This is a genomic window from Hymenobacter metallilatus (genome assembly GCF_003944705.1).
GTDB lineage: Bacteria > Bacteroidota > Bacteroidia > Cytophagales > Hymenobacteraceae > Hymenobacter > Hymenobacter metallilatus.
The window spans coordinates 84423-99036 of record NZ_RWIS01000017.1; the positions used below are offsets into that span (position 1 = coordinate 84423).

Sequence of the window (14614 nt, forward strand, 5' to 3'; positions counted from 1 at the left end):
ATTTTTAATTAACTCTACCGCGGCACCTCAATCTGCTGTAGAATCTGCTTTACCACGTCGTCCGGCGTGCCGCCTTCCATTTCCCGCTCCGGTGTCAGCTGAATGCGGTGGCGCAGCACCATCGGGGCCAGGTACTGCACGTCTTCGGGCGTCACGAAGTCGCGGCCACGCAGGGCGGCCAGAGCTTTGGCGCCGTTGAGCAGGGCCAGGGAAGCCCGGGGCGAAGCGCCCAGGTACAGGCCTTTGTGGGCGCGGGTCTGGCCTACCAGCCGGGCAATGTATTCCAGCAGCTTGGGCTCAACGTGCTGGCGGCGCACCTGTTCCCGCAGCTGCTGCAAGTCCTCGGCCGATACCACGGCCCGCACTGCCTCCAGCGGCGTACCCCCAAAACCCGCGTGGTGGCCCTGCAGAATGGCTACTTCCTCGTCCACGCTAGGGTAGCCCACCGTCAGCTTAAACAGGAACCGGTCGAGCTGGGCCTCGGGCAGGCGGTAGGTGCCTTCCTGCTCAATGGGGTTCTGGGTGGCCAGTACCACGAACGGCGCAGGCATGGCGTAGCGGGTGCCATCCTGCGTTACCTGCCGCTCCTCCATCACCTCAAACAGCGCCGACTGCGTTTTGGCCGGGGCGCGGTTGATTTCGTCAATCAGTACCACGCTGGCGAAGATGGGGCCGGGCCGAAATTCAAATTCGGCTTTGTTGGGCCGGAAAACCGAGGTGCCCAGCACATCGGAGGGCATCAGGTCGGGGGTGAACTGGAGGCGGCTGAACGGGACGCTCAGAGTGCGGGCCAGCAGCTTGGCGGTGAGGGTTTTGGCCACGCCGGGCACGCCCTCCAGCAGTACGTGGCCATCGGCCAGCAGGGCCACCAGCAGCAGCTCGGCCAGGGCCTGCTGCCCCACAATCACCTTGCCCAGCTCCTGCCGGATGGCGTCGGCGTGGCGGCTGAGGTGGCTAAGGTCGGTGCGCGGGGCGAAAGGGGTAACGGGGGCCGCCTCCGGAGCCGGTGGCGTTACGGCGGCTGGTTCGGTGGCCGGCTGGGGCTGGTTTTCCGGCAGCTCCGACGACGAGGGAAAAGTGGATTCCATCAAAAAGAAACGGTGAAATGAGTACGGTTGAGGTGCTGAATAATTACATATGATTAATCATATGCTTAACCAATTTTTAGCTTTGAGCACTTTAATTCAATAGCTTGGAATAGTGCTATATTGGTTAAAGGCAATTTGAGGGTTCAGTGCAATTCTAAGCCGCAGTCTGGCGGAAGGTATTGATGGTCTTATTTAAATCCATCAACTCGCCATCTGAAATCTGGCGGGCCGTTAGCAGAAAGTTGATTCGCCGGATCAGAGCGTCTACTTCAGCGCGGGCCACGCCCGACTTTTGGGCCAGTCGTTCCCGGGTGGCTTCGTCGCTAAGGTCGAGAGTGGGCTCGTGGTAGCGGGTGCGCAGGTGCTCCAGAAACAGCCCGATTTTTTTCTCGGCAATCAGGGCGTGGTCGCCGTTCTGGCGGTAGAGGCCGGCTACGGTGCGCGTGAACAGCAGCGTGGTATTGGGCAAAGGCTTGAGCACCGGAATAACCCGCTGGCGGCGACGAGCTTTAAACGCCACAAACAGCAAAGCCGCCGCCATGGCCAGGTAGGTGGCGTAGCGCAACGCCTCGTGCTCCAGCAGCACCCGCATCAGCGACTGTTCGCCCCGGCGGCCCTGCTTCTGGTATTCATCCCACCACACGGGGCGGGCAGTAGGCAGGTAGGAGAGGGCCGCGAAGGCAAAATTGGTGGTGCGGGGCTGTAACACAAAGTAGTTGGCAAACGCCAGCGGCACCGTGCAGATGTAGACGTGGCCCCGGCCGTGCGGTATCCGCAGCAGCACGGGGCGGCCCCGCTCGTCGGTGGCCAGGGCAACTGCCCCGTCGGCCAGGGCGGGGCGGGCCAGCAGCCGGGCCGTAACGGCCTGGGCGGGCAGCCTGAACCCCGCGCCGGCCTGCCGGGCCAGGGCCGGGTTGCTCAGCCGCAGCTCCACCGAATCCGGCAGGAGCTTTTGCTTGCCGTTCTGGTCAGTGAAAAAGCGCGGAAACACTGGCCGGGTGCTAAAGCCAAGCGTGTCGGCAAAATGGGAGTTAAAATCCTCGGCCGCCACAAACACGTCGTTACCCCGGGCCACGTGGCGCAGCAGGGAGCGGCAATCCAGGCGGCTCAGCTCGAAGGTTCGGGCCACAAACAGGTAGGTGGCCGGCGCAAAATCCCCGTCTTCCAGCCCCGCCGCATAATCCGCATCCTCCGCATCCTCATCGGCTTCTCCGAGGCCGGCCGTGTCGGCCGCGGCCAGGCTGGGAGGGCCGGCCTCCTGCCGGAATACGCCCACCGAATCGGTGGCCAATAGTACCCCCGAGCCCGGTGCCGCCGTGCTGTCGGCCGCCGGCTGGTCGGTTTCAAACTCCGATACGTCCACGCTGTCGGCAGAAGTTTCCTCCGTCGGCTCTGGGCGCTGCTCGGCTGGCGCATCCTCCTCTACGCCCTCAATTTGGCTGTAGATGGGTACCCGGATGGTCTGGATTTGCTGGCTGGTCGTGCCCAGCACAGCCGGCAGCTGGTCGTAGAGCACGTAGGTGCCATACGGAATCTTATGGTCGTTGCGCAGGGTCGGGCTCCAGTCGAGCGGCTTGGGGCGGTAGTACTCCACGGCCACATACGCGCCAAACAGCAGCGCCAGCCCCAGCATGTACCAGCGGAAAGTAGTCATGGGAGAGAGAGGCAGTTAGGCGGCTTGGCGGGTGGGAGTGAGGCGGCGCTGGAAGGCCTGGCGGGTGGTGCGTACCCGCTCGTAGTCGGCGGCCGTGAGGTCGTCCTGCTCCCCGTACCATACGTACTCAAACTGGCGGGTAAGCTCGCGGAAGGCTTCCGGCAGCGGACCGGCGGGCAGCTCGTAGAGGTAGTCGTGGTTGGTTTTGTCGGGCTGCCAGCGAATCAGGCCTTTGTCGGAAAGCTGGCGTAGCACCTGCAAATAGCCCAGGCGCACGGCCAGGCGGTAGCTGTGCTCGGCTTCGGCCTGGGCCAGCAGTCCGTCCAGGTCGAGCCCGTGCAGGTCTTCGGTTTCGGTGTCGAAGCTGAGCGGAGCCTGGCGGGGCGCCCGGCCAAAGGCCCGGGTAATGTCAACCTGCAGAATCTTGAGCACGGCAAACACCAGGGCGGCGACCAGCACGGCGTAAAACCCGTATTTCCAGGCAAAATTGCCGGCCGGCGTATCCAGCACGTCCGCCAGCCACCGCCAGAAAGGGGCGAAGAAGGCGCTCCAGTCGCTTTGCTCACTTTTTACCTCCACGTAGCGGAAGTCGCGCTGGCCGCGTAGCTCACTGAGGCGGGCCGCAGCGGGGCGGCGCAGCCGCACGGGCAGGCTGGCATCAGGGGGCAGGGAGCGGCTTACGGTATCGGGCTTCTGGTTGAGAGACTGGCCGGAGGCAGCCGCACCCGGAGCCAGCCAGAGCAGCACGGCCAGCACCACCAGCCGCCCGCCCCGGAGTAGTCCCTGAAAAGTACACACGGCAGTCATCAACAAAGCAGCGTAGCGGAAGGCAGACAGACGGATTCTAGTATTCACCCTCATCATCGGGTCGGAAGGCGGCGTTGTGCACCACCGGGGCGGGGCTGCTGCCCAGGGTCTGTACCATTTGGCGCAGGCCGAAGCCGTCCTTTTTCTCCACCAGGTTGAAATACTGGAACGCCAACGCCACCATCAGAATGGAGTACAGCAGCAAATTGCCCATGGCCGCAAAAATACCGCCCGCCACCAGCAGCACATCCGACGACAGAAACTCCCAGTGCATAGCCTTCCCGAAGATGGCCACGTACTGCGGAATCTGGAAGACGATGCCCAGCATCCCGATAATCAGGCTAACTACAAAGGTCAGGCCCAGCGTCGACCACCACTTGTGGTTGATCAGGTTCACGCTGCGGCGCAGGCTGAAGCCCAGGTCCCCGTCTTCCAGCACCTGCACTGCCCACACCAGGCTCAAAGCCACGCCCAGGTAAATGCCCGGAACAACCAGCAGCATACTGGCAAATACTACAATAATAATGGTGACGATGCTGCTCAGCAGCAGCGGGGGCGAGTAGCGGGCTACGAACTGGCCCACCTGCCGGGGCGTTACGGTTTCTTCGGCCGGGGTTTCTATACGGGCCCGCAGGTAGCCGTACACGGTAGCGCCCAGCAGGATGTAGCCAATCAGGGAAGCAAGCAACCCAAACCAGTAAGCCGGTCCCATGTAGGAGAAGGTCGAGAACCGGCCGCTGCCAATGCGGGCCGCTGTGCTGCCCCCGAACAGCTGGGTTTGAGCCAGGCCCATGCCCAGCCCGGTGAGGATGGCGGCGGGCAGCACGAAATACAGCAGGCACTTGCCCAGCGGCTTCCAGTGCGCGGCCAGAAACTCAAACGTGGCGCCAATCTTCTGGCCAAAATCCCGCTCCTGCCGGAAATCGGATTCCTGGGTAAATTTCTGTTGCATAACTACGTAAAACTGAAAAAGCGAAACGTGAAGCTAGGCCCGGGCGGCCAGGCGGCGTGGGTACAGCAGGAAGTACCAGATGATGAACGCCGCCGACGAACCAATAATGAGCAGGCTGAGCCACAGGGGCATTTCGGTGTGGCGCGTCACGAAGCCTTCCAGAAACCCCGCCACGATAAAGATAGGCACCAGCCCGATAGCCAGCTTCAGCCCGTCGCGGGCCGATTCGCGGAAAGCATGGGCGCGGGTGTAGGTGCCCGGAAACAGCAGGCCCCGGGCCATGACCAGCCCGGCCCCACCCGCCAATATAATGGCCGATATTTCGAGGGTGCCGTGAATCCAGATGGTGAGCACCGAGGGCAGCAGCACCCCTTTCTGGTAGAAGAAATACTGGAACGAGCCCAGCATCAGGCCGTTGCGGAACAGCAGGTACACCGTGCCCAGACCCAGCGTGGCGCCCAAAGCAAAGGTGGCCAGCGCCACGTAAATGTTGTTGGCCGTAATGCCCAGGAACATCATCGTCTCGCCCCCGCTCTTGTAAATGGCCATCGGGTCGCCGCGCTCAATGTTTTCGATGGTCTGGTTGACGTAGGCGTCGCCCAGCACCACCCGCACAAATGTGTCGTCGTAGGCCGCCGACAAAGCCCCAATGGCTGTGAACAACGCAAACAGCACCAACGATACGGCCAGGGTGCGGTGGTGGCGGGCTACCAGCAACGGCAGCTCCCGGCGCCAGAACTCCCGGAAGCGGCTCGTCGATTCGGGCTTGTTTTTGTACAGGGCCTGGTGCTGGCGGGCGGCCAGGTCGTTGAGGTAGCGGGTGGTGGGGGAGCCGGGGTAGAACGTCTGGGCGTAAGCCAGGTCGTCGGTGAGGGCAATGAAGCGGGCGGCCAGGTCTTCGGGGCCGGTGGCCTGCTGCTCGTATTGTTTCCAGCGGGCTTCATTCTGACGCAGAAAAACGGCTTCGCGCATAAGGAATCAGGACTTCGGATAGGAGGGCTGGAGCAGCCGGATAAAATTGATGCGCGGCCAATTCGGGGTTTTCCCGCCGGGCCTGTAATTTGCACGGCGGACCAGCCGTGCGAAGATTGTTAAATTTTCGGTTTCGACCCGCATGTTTTCGGTTTCTATTGCCCGTTATCCACCCCATGAGTACCATCCGCATCCAGACCACCCAAAACGTCAGCCTAGAGTACGAAGTAGCCACTGTGGGCGACCGGGTGCTGGCCACCATCATCGACAGCGTGGTTGGCTGGGCCTGGCTGCTGGTATTGTTCGGCATCAGCACCGGGCTGGGGCTGAGCGAAACGGTCATGGGCGTGCTGCTCATCGTGCTGGGCGGCATTCCCTACGTGTTCTACCACCTGCTGTGCGAGGTGCTGATGAACGGGCAGAGCGTGGGCAAAAAGGCCCGCGACATTAAGGTAGTGCGCCTCGATGGTACGCCCCCGCGCTTCGGCGACTACCTCATCCGCTGGCTGCTCCGCATTGTGGATACTGGTATTTTCAACGGCCTGATTGCCCTGATTGTAGTGCAGGCCAACGGCCGGGGGCAGCGCATTGGGGATATTGCCGCCGGTACGGCCGTAGTGCGTATGCGGCCCCGGCAGGCGGCGGGCGTACTGGCTCCTACCTTCACCGAGCCCGGCTACGTGGTGGTATTCCCCGAAGCTGGCCGCCTCGCCGACCACGACGTGGCCACCATCCGCCAACTGCTGCAAAAGGCTACGGCCGCCGAAAACTACGTGCTGCTGAACGAGCTGGCCAATAAAGTAAAGGGCCTGACCGGCATTCAGGCCGATTTGCCCGACGAGGCCTTCCTGCGCACCGTCCTGCGCGACCATGCCCACCTGGCCGCCCAGGAAAGTCCTCACGCCTCCTAACGGAATTTCCGCTCAACCAACACGGCAAACGCCCCGGCCAGTACTGGCCGGGGCGTTGTGCTGAATAGCTAACGCATGAATTGATTAGTCGCGCACGACCATGGTGTTAGAGCGAGAGTCGTGCCAGCCGTAGGCGTCGCCGAGGAAAGAGAGGCCATCAAAGGGTACAATGCGCCAGGCCGTACGCTTGAGAATGTCGCCGAAAGAGGGTTGCAGCCCTTCGTCGGTTACCACGCGGGTGCGGGTCAGTATTTTGCCCAGGGTGCGCCCAAACAGGCCCTCCATAATGAGGTAGTAGGCCACCGACAGCACAATGAACAGAAGGCGCTCCAACAGGCCATTGTCCAGGGAGTCGAGCAGGGCCTCCTGCCCGGTGGCCGCCAGCACCACGCCCAGCCCGAAAATCATGGCGAAGATGGCCAGGGAGTCAATCAGCAGATTGGCCAGCCGCCGCCCTTGCCCGGCCCGGATGAGCGTTGGCTCGGTTGTGTATTCTGTGGATAGCGTAACGTGTTCCATTCGATAAAAAGAGGGATGAAAAAGAATATACGCCGCCAGCCCCATGCCGGCAGACCGGCTAAGCTCATCAGAATTTCAGCCTTTTCCAACATGAAAGGGGCCCGTTTCAGCTGGATAAGTACCCGCAGACTACTGGAAATAGCAAGGCCGCTCCGGAGTACCCGGAGCGGCCTTGTGGCATCATGTACAAAAGCAAAAAATGTTATTGGATGGCAAGCCGCTGAATGCCAGCATTCTGTCCATCTACACTCAGCCGCAGGAAGTATACTCCGGCTTTGTGCGAGGCCGGCTGCCAGGAGCGGGCATGTGGGCCTGCCACCAGGTTACCCAGTGTCTGGCGCTCTACAATCCGGCCCAAGGCATCAGTTAGCGTCAGTTCGGCCTGGCCGGTGCGGGGCAGGCGGAAGCTCACCTGCGCCGATTCAGTTACGGGGTTAGGATACAGACTGAAACCCGTAGCTACGGCCGGCTGCCGGGTACCCGTTGATACCCCGGCGGCGCCGGCAATGGCAATATCACGCACGGCAATGCCGCTGCCAATCTGCACGGGGGCAGTAGCTGCCCCCGTAGTAAGGTTGAGCGAGTACAGGTTGGAGCTGGCCGAGGTGCCAGTGGCCGCCACCAGGTAGGCGGTGTTGGTACCGGCCGCCGTGCTGTAAATATCCAGGTCGAGGTTGGGGCCAGCCGTGGCCGTAATGCCCGAAGCCCCCACCGTATTCAGGGTGCCGTTGTTTGGTGGGTTCTGGGTTACCAGCAGGTTCAGGGCCTCATCGTAGCCGTAGAGCGTAGTGGTGCGGGTGGCATCGGCAGGGCCGCCGTAGCTGTTGGTGTAGGCTACCGAGCCCAGGGCCGGCGTGGCAGCGGCGTTGGCATCGGTGGTGGCGTAGGTAATGGTGCCATCCACGATGGGCGCGGCCGTACCGTCGTTGGGGTTGATACGGAAGTTACCCCGGTTCACGCCCACAATCCGGATGCGGTCCACGGTGGGGTTAAAGTCGAAGCCAATGCTGCCGGTGCCCAGGGGCAGAGCCAGGGCGTTACCCAGCGGCGTGGCCACGCCCGTGTTGGCGTTGATGGTGTACAACTGCCCGGTTTGGGCCGTGGCATCGTAGCCCAGTGCGTACAGAGCGTTATTGAGGGGGCGCACATCCATGCCCACCAGCGTCTGGGTAGCGGCCACACCCGTAATTCCTACCGACGTGCGAATGGTGCCGGGCAAATTGGTATCGAAGGTGAGCAGATTGGTGCCTGCCAGAGCATACGCCAACTGCCCGGTAATAGCGGGCAGGGTAGTTGGGCGGGTAATCTGCACGGCAATGTCGCGCACATCCAGGTTGGTCCCGATAACGCCCACAGCCGTAGTGGCTGCCGTGGTCAGGTTGAGCGTATAAAGCGTGGTGGTATAGCCTGCCACCCCGGATATAGCCGACGACAGATAGGCCGTGCTGGTTCCGGTTGCGGGGGCGGTATAAATGTCCAGGTCCAGGTTCTGGCCGGTGCCGGAAGGCACGTTGATGTTGGCCACCGTGTTGAGCGTGCCGTTGTTGGGCGGGTTTTGGGTCAGGAGCCGGTTGCTGTTGGCTTCATCAATATCGTAGAGCGTGGTAGCCGTGCTGCCGATGTAGGAGTTGGTGTAGGCCGCGGCGCCCACGCCCGGCGTGGCGCCGGCGTTGGCGTCAGTGGCCGCATAGGCCAGGTTGGTATCGGTGGCGGCAATGCCGCCCGAAATGGGATTCAGGCGCAGGTTGGCCCCATTGGAGCTTACCACCCGAATGCGGTCCACGGTGGGGTTGAAATCAAACCCGATGCGGGAGGAAACATTGCCCAGGGGCATGGCTACGGCAGCAGTGCCTACGGCCGTAGCCGCCCCGGTGCTGAGGTTGAGGGTGTACAGGCGGCCAGTTTGCGCGGCGGCATCATACCCCAGGGCAAACAGCTCACCGGTATTGGGCCGGAAATCCAGCCCCACAATCAGCTGCCCGGTGCTTATGCCGGTTATGGGCGAAGCTCCCAGCGTTACGCCCGGGGCCGCCGCCGCAAACGAAACCAGCGTGTTATTGTCGGCCAGCCCGTAGATGGTTTGGGCGCTGGCCGTTCCGGCAGTTAACGTAAGGGCCAACGCCCCCAGGAGAAAACCACCCCGACGGGCAGCCTTCAGGCGAGTAAAGTGTGCGTGCATGAAATACGTAGATGTGGTGAATGGTATCGGATGTAGTACTGTACCTATATAGGCTACCGGAAATACGAAGAAGAACTGCGGATGGCTTGCACCGGTGCAGTAATTAATCTGATTTTAATCCCAATGCGCCACAGTGCCCGTTTCTGCCGGAAAAACCGCCAAAAAGATGTAACCCGGCAAACCAAAAGCGCCCTGCCGGAAAACCAGCAGAACGCTTTCAAGGCAACAGAAAATCCGGGGTTGGCCCGCGGCAGGGCGGCTACCCCGCCGCTACCGCTTTGCGGCGGCTGGCGGTCTTGGGAGCCCGCTCTTCGCCCTGAGCCAGCAACTCGTCGTCGCGCTCTGTCTTCTTTACCCAGTTCAATGAGTACAGGTCTTTGCGCCGGTCGCGGAGGTTGCGCACGGCCCCGCTGGTGTTCAGGTCCTTGAGCAGGTCCAGGTCCAGGTCGGCAATCAGGGTCATTTCGGTGTTAGGCGTAGCTTCGGCCACAATGGCGTCGTGGGGGAAGGCAAAATCGGAGGGGCTGAACACGGCCGACTGCGAGTACTGGATATCCATGTTCTCCACGCGGGGCAGGTTGCCCACCGAGCCGGTAATAGCCACGTAGCACTCATTTTCAATGGCCCGGGCCTGGGCGCAGAGGCGCACGCGCTGGTAGGCGTTCTTTGTATCGGTCCAGAAGGGCACGAACAGAATCTTCATGCCCTCGTCGCTCAGCATCCGGCTCAGCTCCGGAAACTCCACATCGTAACAAATCAGAATGCCGATTTTACCAAAGTCGGTATCGAAGCAGCGCAGCTTATCACCGCCGCGCATCCCCCAGTAGCTGGCCTCATCGGGCGTTACGTGCAGCTTGTATTGCTCGTCCACGGTACCGTCGCGGCGGCAGAGGTAGCTCACGTTGTAGAGCTTGCCATCGTCGTAGAGCGGCATGGAGCCGGCTATTACGTTGATGTTGTAGCTCACGGCCAGCTCCATCATCTTGGTTTTGATGGGCTCGGTGAAGGCCGCCATTGAGCGGATGGCTACCGAGGGCGACTCCTCATTGGTGAGGGCCATCATGGGGGCGTTGAAGAACTCCGGGAACAGCACGCAGTCGGCCTTGTAGCCCGAAACGGTGTCCACGAAGAACTCCATCTGCTGGAAGAAATCCTCCAGATTCTTGGTGGCCCGCATCTGCCACTGCACAATGCCAATGCGCACGTTCGACTTCTGGTTGCCAATCAGCTTGTCAGTTTCCTCGTCGTAGTACACGTTAATCCACTCCAGCAGCGTGGCGTAGGCCTTGCTCTCGGAGTCGTAGGGCAAATATCCCCGAATCAGCTTGCGCACGTAGAAGTCGTTGGCCAGCTGAAAGGTGAGGATGGGGTCGGTAATTTCCTTATTGCGCACCATCTCCACGTACTTAGCCGGGGTCATTTCGTTGGCGTAGGTATTGTAGCCGGGGATGCGGCCCCCGGCCACCATAGCGCGTAGGTTCAGGTTTTCGCACAGCTCCTTGCGGGCGTCGTAGAGGCGGCGGCCCAGGCGCAGGTTGCGGTACTCGGGGTCCACAAATACATCTACGCCGTAGAGCGTGTCGCCGTCGGGGTTGTGGGTGTTGAACTTGCCGTTGCCGGTGATTTTGGCGTAAGTGTGCTTGTCGCCGAAGTCGGAGTACTGCACAATGATGGCCAAGGCCGCAGCCACCACCTGCCCGTTGTCTTCGATGCAGATCTGGCCTTCCGGAAATTTCTTCAGCAGGGCATTATACTCGTCCTGGGCCCAGGCGCCTTCCATGTTGGAGTACACCTTGTCCATAATGGCCTTCACGGCCTTGAAGTCGCCGCGGCGCAGGGTGCGCAGCACCAGCTTGTGGGCCGGAATGGCCGTAGGGGTCAGCAACTCGGGAGCTGCCGGCATTCCGGGCAGGTTATTCTTTTTGGCGGGGCCGCCGCCTACTTTTGCGTGAGAACTGGCCATATCAGGTAAGCAGGAGTGTCAGAAAATGCGGGTAAAGGTACCGCTTCGGATACCGTTACCGCCCGGTAATACGGCTGTCTAACAACTTCGGTGGCGAAATGGCTCAAGTAAGCTTACTCCCGTACCACCCGCCGCACGGCTACGCCGGCCGCCGTTTGCACCCGCAGCAGCAGTACCCCCCGGAACGAGCCAAACGCTTCGGCCGGAATTTCCGCAGTTCCGCTACCAGCCGCCACGCGCCGCTCAAACAGCCGGCGGCCGGTTAGGTCCGTGGCCGTAACGGTTGCCGCCCCCGGCAGCCGCAACTGCAAACTGCGGCCGGCCCCCAAGGGATTCGGGTACGCAGCCACTACCGACTGCGGCAGTTGGGCACTAGCCGCCAATGGCCCCGCAATGCGGCGGTACACGTCGCGGTACTCCACGCCCGATATCACTTCCTGGGTGCCGGCCTGGGTGGTGGTGATGGTGAGTAGCGGGACGTGCTGCCCCACGGCCAGCCATTTGTACTCGCGGGTAACCGGCAAATCGAAGCCCTGGGCCACGCCGCCGGCCGCCAGGCTGTCGTGGTCCTCTATGCGCGTAACCACCCGCACCGTCTGAAATGTGCCGTAGGGCGTGGTGAGCGTGCCCCAGGCATCCACCTTGTTTACCCGCTTGCGGCGCTGGCTCAGGTAGCCCGTGCCCGGCAGGTTGATAACAAAATAGGAGCGGCTGGAATCGGAGGCACTGGCGTAGCTCACCGGAAACCGGTATACCACATCCTGCTCGGCGGGCGAGTTGTAGGTAACCGGCACGGCCGTGCCCGCCAGAGTACCCCCGTAGCCCACCGACCGGAAGTCGGCCGGGGAGGCATTGAAAAACTGGTAGGGCTCGGTGATGGGCAAGGTAAAACCGGGCGGGAGGGGCACAGTCTGCGGCGCGGCTACCGTGGCCCGGTTGGCCCCGCTCAGGATGGAGTTGAAGGTGAAGGTGTACAGCGGCTGAGCCGGCACGGTGGTGAACCGGGCCACATTCTGCGCGGTGGCTACCAGTGCGCCGTAGTTCCAGGTCTGGTTGGGGCCGCGCCGACTCAGGGGCGGGGCGCTGGCGGGCAGCACCAGGGCCGCCGTGCTGCGGCGTAACGTATCGGTGGGCACCGGCATATCGGTGCGCGTGATGCTGGGCGAAGTCTGGGCCCGCACTCCGGTGCTGAGCATCAAACCACAAACAAACAGGAAGTAACGGTAGCGCATACGCAGGCGGAAATACGGTGATAACCCGGAAGCCGGTTCGAGGCAAGATACGTGCTGCCAGGGTTGGATGCTACTACGCAAACTACCAGTGAAGCTACCGACTGAGCGGTAGTACTACCGCTCGGGCAACGGCTGCCCCGGGTTCCTGCGTACCTTGCAGCGTGGCTGTCCCTGAACAACGTATGCAAACCCTGGCCGCTGTGCTGCAAGCGCCGGACCAATTTCCGCCCACGGCCTGGCTGTGCGCCCCGCCCCAAACGGCGCGCTGGGAGCCGCGTAGTCCGGCCGCCGTGCTGCTGACGGCCGCGGCCGGCCAGGCCGTGCCAGCCCCGCCTGGCCTGGTACGCACGCTGTTTCTGGATGAGGTGCAGCTACTAATGGAGCGGCTGCTGCGGCAGGTGCCCGGTGCCGTGCCCGAGCTGCGGGTAGAGACGCTGCGGCGCTACAAGCAGGAAGCCGAGTTTCCGGCTCTCACGTCCGACCCCGAGCTACTGGCGCGGCACCTGGTAGAGGCAGTACGCTACGGCGCATTGCTACCCAATGAGGCGCTGGCACATTTTCAGCGCTGCTTTTCCCACTTCACCCGTGAGGCCGCCCAGCACATTCTGGCCACGGCGTTTCTGAAGTGGTAGTTGTCAGGGATGGAGTGATGAAGAGAAAAGCAGAACGTCATTCCGAGCGCAGCCGAAGAGTCTCGCGTGCTGACGTCGGAATTACCCTTGCAACGTCAGCACGCAAGATTCCTCCTCTCGTCGGAATGACGTTCCTGTTATTACCTCTTTCAATCACTGACCTCCTCGCTCACCTAAACGCCCTGCATTTCCGGGATGTCGCCGCGCACGACGAGCTTGCCGGCGGTGGCCGCCTGAATCTGTTCCACGGTTACGCCGGGGGCCCGTTCGCGGAGCACGAAGCCATCGGGCGTCACGTCCAGCACGGCCAGCTCGGTCACAATCTTCTTCACGCAGCGCAGGCCGGTGATGGGCAGGGTGCAGGCCGGCAGTAGCTTGCTGCTCCCGTCGCGGGCCACGTGCTGCATGGCCACGATGATGTTTTTGGCCGAAGCCACTAGGTCCATGGCTCCCCCCATACCTTTTACCATCTTGCCCGGAATCTTCCAGTTGGCAATGTCGCCGGTTTCGGAAACTTCCATGGCCCCCAGAATGGTCAAGTCCACGTGCTCTCCCCGGATCATGGCGAAGGAGTCGGCGGAGCTGAAGAGGCTGGAGCCGGGCAGGGTGGTTACCGTTTGCTTGCCGGCATTGATGAGGTCGGGGTCTACCTGGTCTTCGGTGGGGAAGGGGCCCATGCCCAGCAGGCCGTTTTCGCTTTGTAGCTCCACGTTGATGCCTGCCGGGATGTAGTTGGCTACCAGCGTTGGGATGCCGATGCCGAGGTTGACGTAGGAGTTATTCTGGACTTCCTGCGCAATGCGCCGGGCAATGCCGTGTTTGTCGAGCATAGCTCTTGGGAATTAAAAATGAAGAATTAAAAATCAAAAAATTGAGGAAAAAACGGGCTGCTGCCACTCATTTCTGCGCGAAAGGGGATGCCCGTTTTTAATTTTTAATTCTCAATTTTTAATTGAAAGAACCGTCCGCTGCTCGATGCGCTTTTCGTAGTTCTTGCCCTCAAAAATGCGCTGCACGAAGATGCCGGGCGTGTGAATCTGGTTGGGGTCCAGCTCGCCGGCGGGCACCAGCTCCTCCACTTCGGCCACCGTAATCTTGCCGGCTGTGGCCATCATGGGGTTAAAGTTGCGGGCCGTGCCTTTGTAGATGAGGTTACCGGCCGTGTCGCCGCGCCAGGCTTTCACGAAGGCAAAATCGGCGTGCAGGGCGGTTTCCAGCAGGTACATCTTACCGTTGAACTCCCTGCTTTCCTTGCCTTCGCCCACTTCCGTGCCGTAGCCGGCGGGCGTGTAGAAGGCCGGAATGCCCGCGCCGCCGGCCCGGCACCGCTCGGCCAGGGTGCCCTGCGGAATCAGCTCCACTTCCAGCTCCCCGCTCAGCAGCTGCCGCTCAAACTCGGCGTTTTCGCCCACGTAGCTCGAAATCATCTTGCGCACCTGCTTGGTCTGGAGCAGCCGCCCGATGCCAAAATCATCGACGCCGGCGTTGTTGCTGATGCAGGTGAGGTTCCGCACGCCCCGGCGCAGAATTTCTTCAATGGAGTTTTCCGGGATGCCGCACAGGCCGAAGCCGCCCAGCATCAGGGTCATACCGTCGGTGAGGCCGTCGAGGGCCGCCTGGGGGCCGGCCACTACTTTGTTTATCATGGAAGAATGGGTGGGTTTGGGGGCGGAAAGGTAAGCAGTAGTGCTGTATGCGTTGCTAC

General features: G+C 61.8%; 13 protein-coding genes. 2 read left to right on the forward strand and 11 right to left on the reverse strand.

Features of this window, described 5'->3' with window-relative positions; genetic code table 11:
- Nucleotides 1–14 precede the first annotated feature (14 nt).
- The 5 genes from EI290_RS20230 to EI290_RS20250 form a co-directional block, all read right to left on the reverse strand.
- Nucleotides 15–908: an AAA family ATPase gene (locus EI290_RS20230; RefSeq protein ID WP_246009020.1), complete on the reverse strand. Its 894-nt coding sequence runs from the start codon at nt 906–908 to the stop codon at nt 15–17.
- Nucleotides 909–1242: 334 nt separating this feature from the next.
- Nucleotides 1243–2742: a DUF4350 domain-containing protein gene (locus EI290_RS20235; protein ID WP_125433458.1), complete on the reverse strand. Its 1500-nt coding sequence runs from the start codon at nt 2740–2742 to the stop codon at nt 1243–1245.
- 15 nt (nt 2743–2757) lie between these two features.
- Nucleotides 2758–3549 (reverse strand): DUF4129 domain-containing protein, encoded by a 792-nt coding sequence (locus tag EI290_RS20240; RefSeq protein WP_221766292.1) that lies wholly within the window; start codon nt 3547–3549, stop codon nt 2758–2760.
- 37 nt (nt 3550–3586) lie between these two features.
- The gene (locus EI290_RS20245; RefSeq protein ID WP_125433460.1) at nt 3587–4501 is read right to left on the reverse strand and encodes a hypothetical protein; all 915 of its coding nucleotides are present in this window, start codon (nt 4499–4501) and stop codon (nt 3587–3589) included.
- Between the two features lie 33 nt (nt 4502–4534).
- On the reverse strand, nt 4535–5473 hold the full coding sequence (locus EI290_RS20250; RefSeq protein WP_125433461.1) for a stage II sporulation protein M: 939 nt from the start codon (nt 5471–5473) through the stop codon (nt 4535–4537).
- A 176-nt stretch (nt 5474–5649) separates the two neighbouring features.
- Here EI290_RS20250 and EI290_RS20255 point away from each other — a divergent pair, with 176 nt between their 5' ends.
- Nucleotides 5650–6384 carry an RDD family protein gene (locus tag EI290_RS20255; RefSeq protein ID WP_125433462.1) on the forward strand — a complete coding sequence of 245 codons (735 nt, stop codon included), beginning with the start codon at nt 5650–5652 and terminating at the stop codon, nt 6382–6384.
- An 84-nt stretch (nt 6385–6468) separates the two neighbouring features.
- Here EI290_RS20255 and EI290_RS20260 read toward each other — a convergent pair whose 3' ends face one another.
- From EI290_RS20260 to EI290_RS20275, 4 genes are all read right to left on the reverse strand, one after another.
- Nucleotides 6469–6903 (reverse strand): RDD family protein, encoded by a 435-nt coding sequence (locus EI290_RS20260; protein WP_185817093.1) that lies wholly within the window; start codon nt 6901–6903, stop codon nt 6469–6471.
- A 202-nt stretch (nt 6904–7105) separates the two neighbouring features.
- The gene (locus tag EI290_RS20265; protein ID WP_125433464.1) at nt 7106–9082 is read right to left on the reverse strand and encodes a DUF4394 domain-containing protein; all 1977 of its coding nucleotides are present in this window, start codon (nt 9080–9082) and stop codon (nt 7106–7108) included.
- A 259-nt stretch (nt 9083–9341) separates the two neighbouring features.
- The gene (locus tag EI290_RS20270; RefSeq protein WP_221766293.1) at nt 9342–10985 is read right to left on the reverse strand and encodes a bifunctional GNAT family N-acetyltransferase/carbon-nitrogen hydrolase family protein; all 1644 of its coding nucleotides are present in this window, start codon (nt 10983–10985) and stop codon (nt 9342–9344) included.
- Between the two features lie 173 nt (nt 10986–11158).
- Entirely contained in the window at nt 11159–12277 is a 1119-nt protein-coding gene (locus EI290_RS20275; protein ID WP_125433466.1) for a hypothetical protein, read from the reverse strand.
- Between the two features lie 182 nt (nt 12278–12459).
- Between EI290_RS20275 and EI290_RS20280 the strand changes: the two genes are divergently transcribed.
- Nucleotides 12460–12909, forward strand: coding sequence for a hypothetical protein (locus EI290_RS20280; RefSeq protein WP_125433467.1), 450 nt, complete (start codon nt 12460–12462; stop codon nt 12907–12909).
- A 173-nt stretch (nt 12910–13082) separates the two neighbouring features.
- Here the strand turns inward: EI290_RS20280 and EI290_RS20285 are convergent, their stop codons facing one another.
- Together EI290_RS20285 and EI290_RS20290 are read right to left on the reverse strand one after the other, a co-directional pair.
- The gene (locus tag EI290_RS20285) at nt 13083–13739 is read right to left on the reverse strand and encodes a CoA transferase subunit B (RefSeq protein WP_125433468.1); all 657 of its coding nucleotides are present in this window, start codon (nt 13737–13739) and stop codon (nt 13083–13085) included.
- Nucleotides 13740–13850: 111 nt separating this feature from the next.
- Entirely contained in the window at nt 13851–14555 is a 705-nt protein-coding gene (locus tag EI290_RS20290; protein WP_125433469.1) for a CoA transferase subunit A, read from the reverse strand.
- Nucleotides 14556–14614 lie beyond the last annotated feature (59 nt).

Excerpts from the sequence above, each read along its gene's own strand:
- EI290_RS20255 (WP_125433462.1), top strand. The coding sequence starts at position 5,650 with ATGAGTACCATCCGCATCCAGACCACCCAAAACGTCAGCCTAGAGTAC.
- EI290_RS20270 (WP_221766293.1), bottom strand. The coding sequence starts at position 10,985 with ATGCCGGCAGCTCCCGAGTTGCTGACCCCTACGGCCATTCCGGCCCAC.
- EI290_RS20290 (WP_125433469.1), bottom strand. The coding sequence starts at position 14,555 with ATGATAAACAAAGTAGTGGCCGGCCCCCAGGCGGCCCTCGACGGCCTC.
- EI290_RS20250 (WP_125433461.1), bottom strand. The coding sequence starts at position 5,473 with ATGCGCGAAGCCGTTTTTCTGCGTCAGAATGAAGCCCGCTGGAAACAA.
- EI290_RS20265 (WP_125433464.1), bottom strand. The coding sequence starts at position 9,082 with ATGCACGCACACTTTACTCGCCTGAAGGCTGCCCGTCGGGGTGGTTTT.
- EI290_RS20245 (WP_125433460.1), bottom strand. The coding sequence starts at position 4,501 with ATGCAACAGAAATTTACCCAGGAATCCGATTTCCGGCAGGAGCGGGAT.
- EI290_RS20240 (WP_221766292.1), bottom strand. The coding sequence starts at position 3,549 with ATGACTGCCGTGTGTACTTTTCAGGGACTACTCCGGGGCGGGCGGCTG.
- EI290_RS20275 (WP_125433466.1), bottom strand. The coding sequence starts at position 12,277 with ATGCGCTACCGTTACTTCCTGTTTGTTTGTGGTTTGATGCTCAGCACC.
- EI290_RS20260 (WP_185817093.1), bottom strand. The coding sequence starts at position 6,903 with ATGGAACACGTTACGCTATCCACAGAATACACAACCGAGCCAACGCTC.
- EI290_RS20285 (WP_125433468.1), bottom strand. The coding sequence starts at position 13,739 with ATGCTCGACAAACACGGCATTGCCCGGCGCATTGCGCAGGAAGTCCAG.
- EI290_RS20235 (WP_125433458.1), bottom strand. The coding sequence starts at position 2,742 with ATGACTACTTTCCGCTGGTACATGCTGGGGCTGGCGCTGCTGTTTGGC.
- EI290_RS20280 (WP_125433467.1), top strand. The coding sequence starts at position 12,460 with ATGCAAACCCTGGCCGCTGTGCTGCAAGCGCCGGACCAATTTCCGCCC.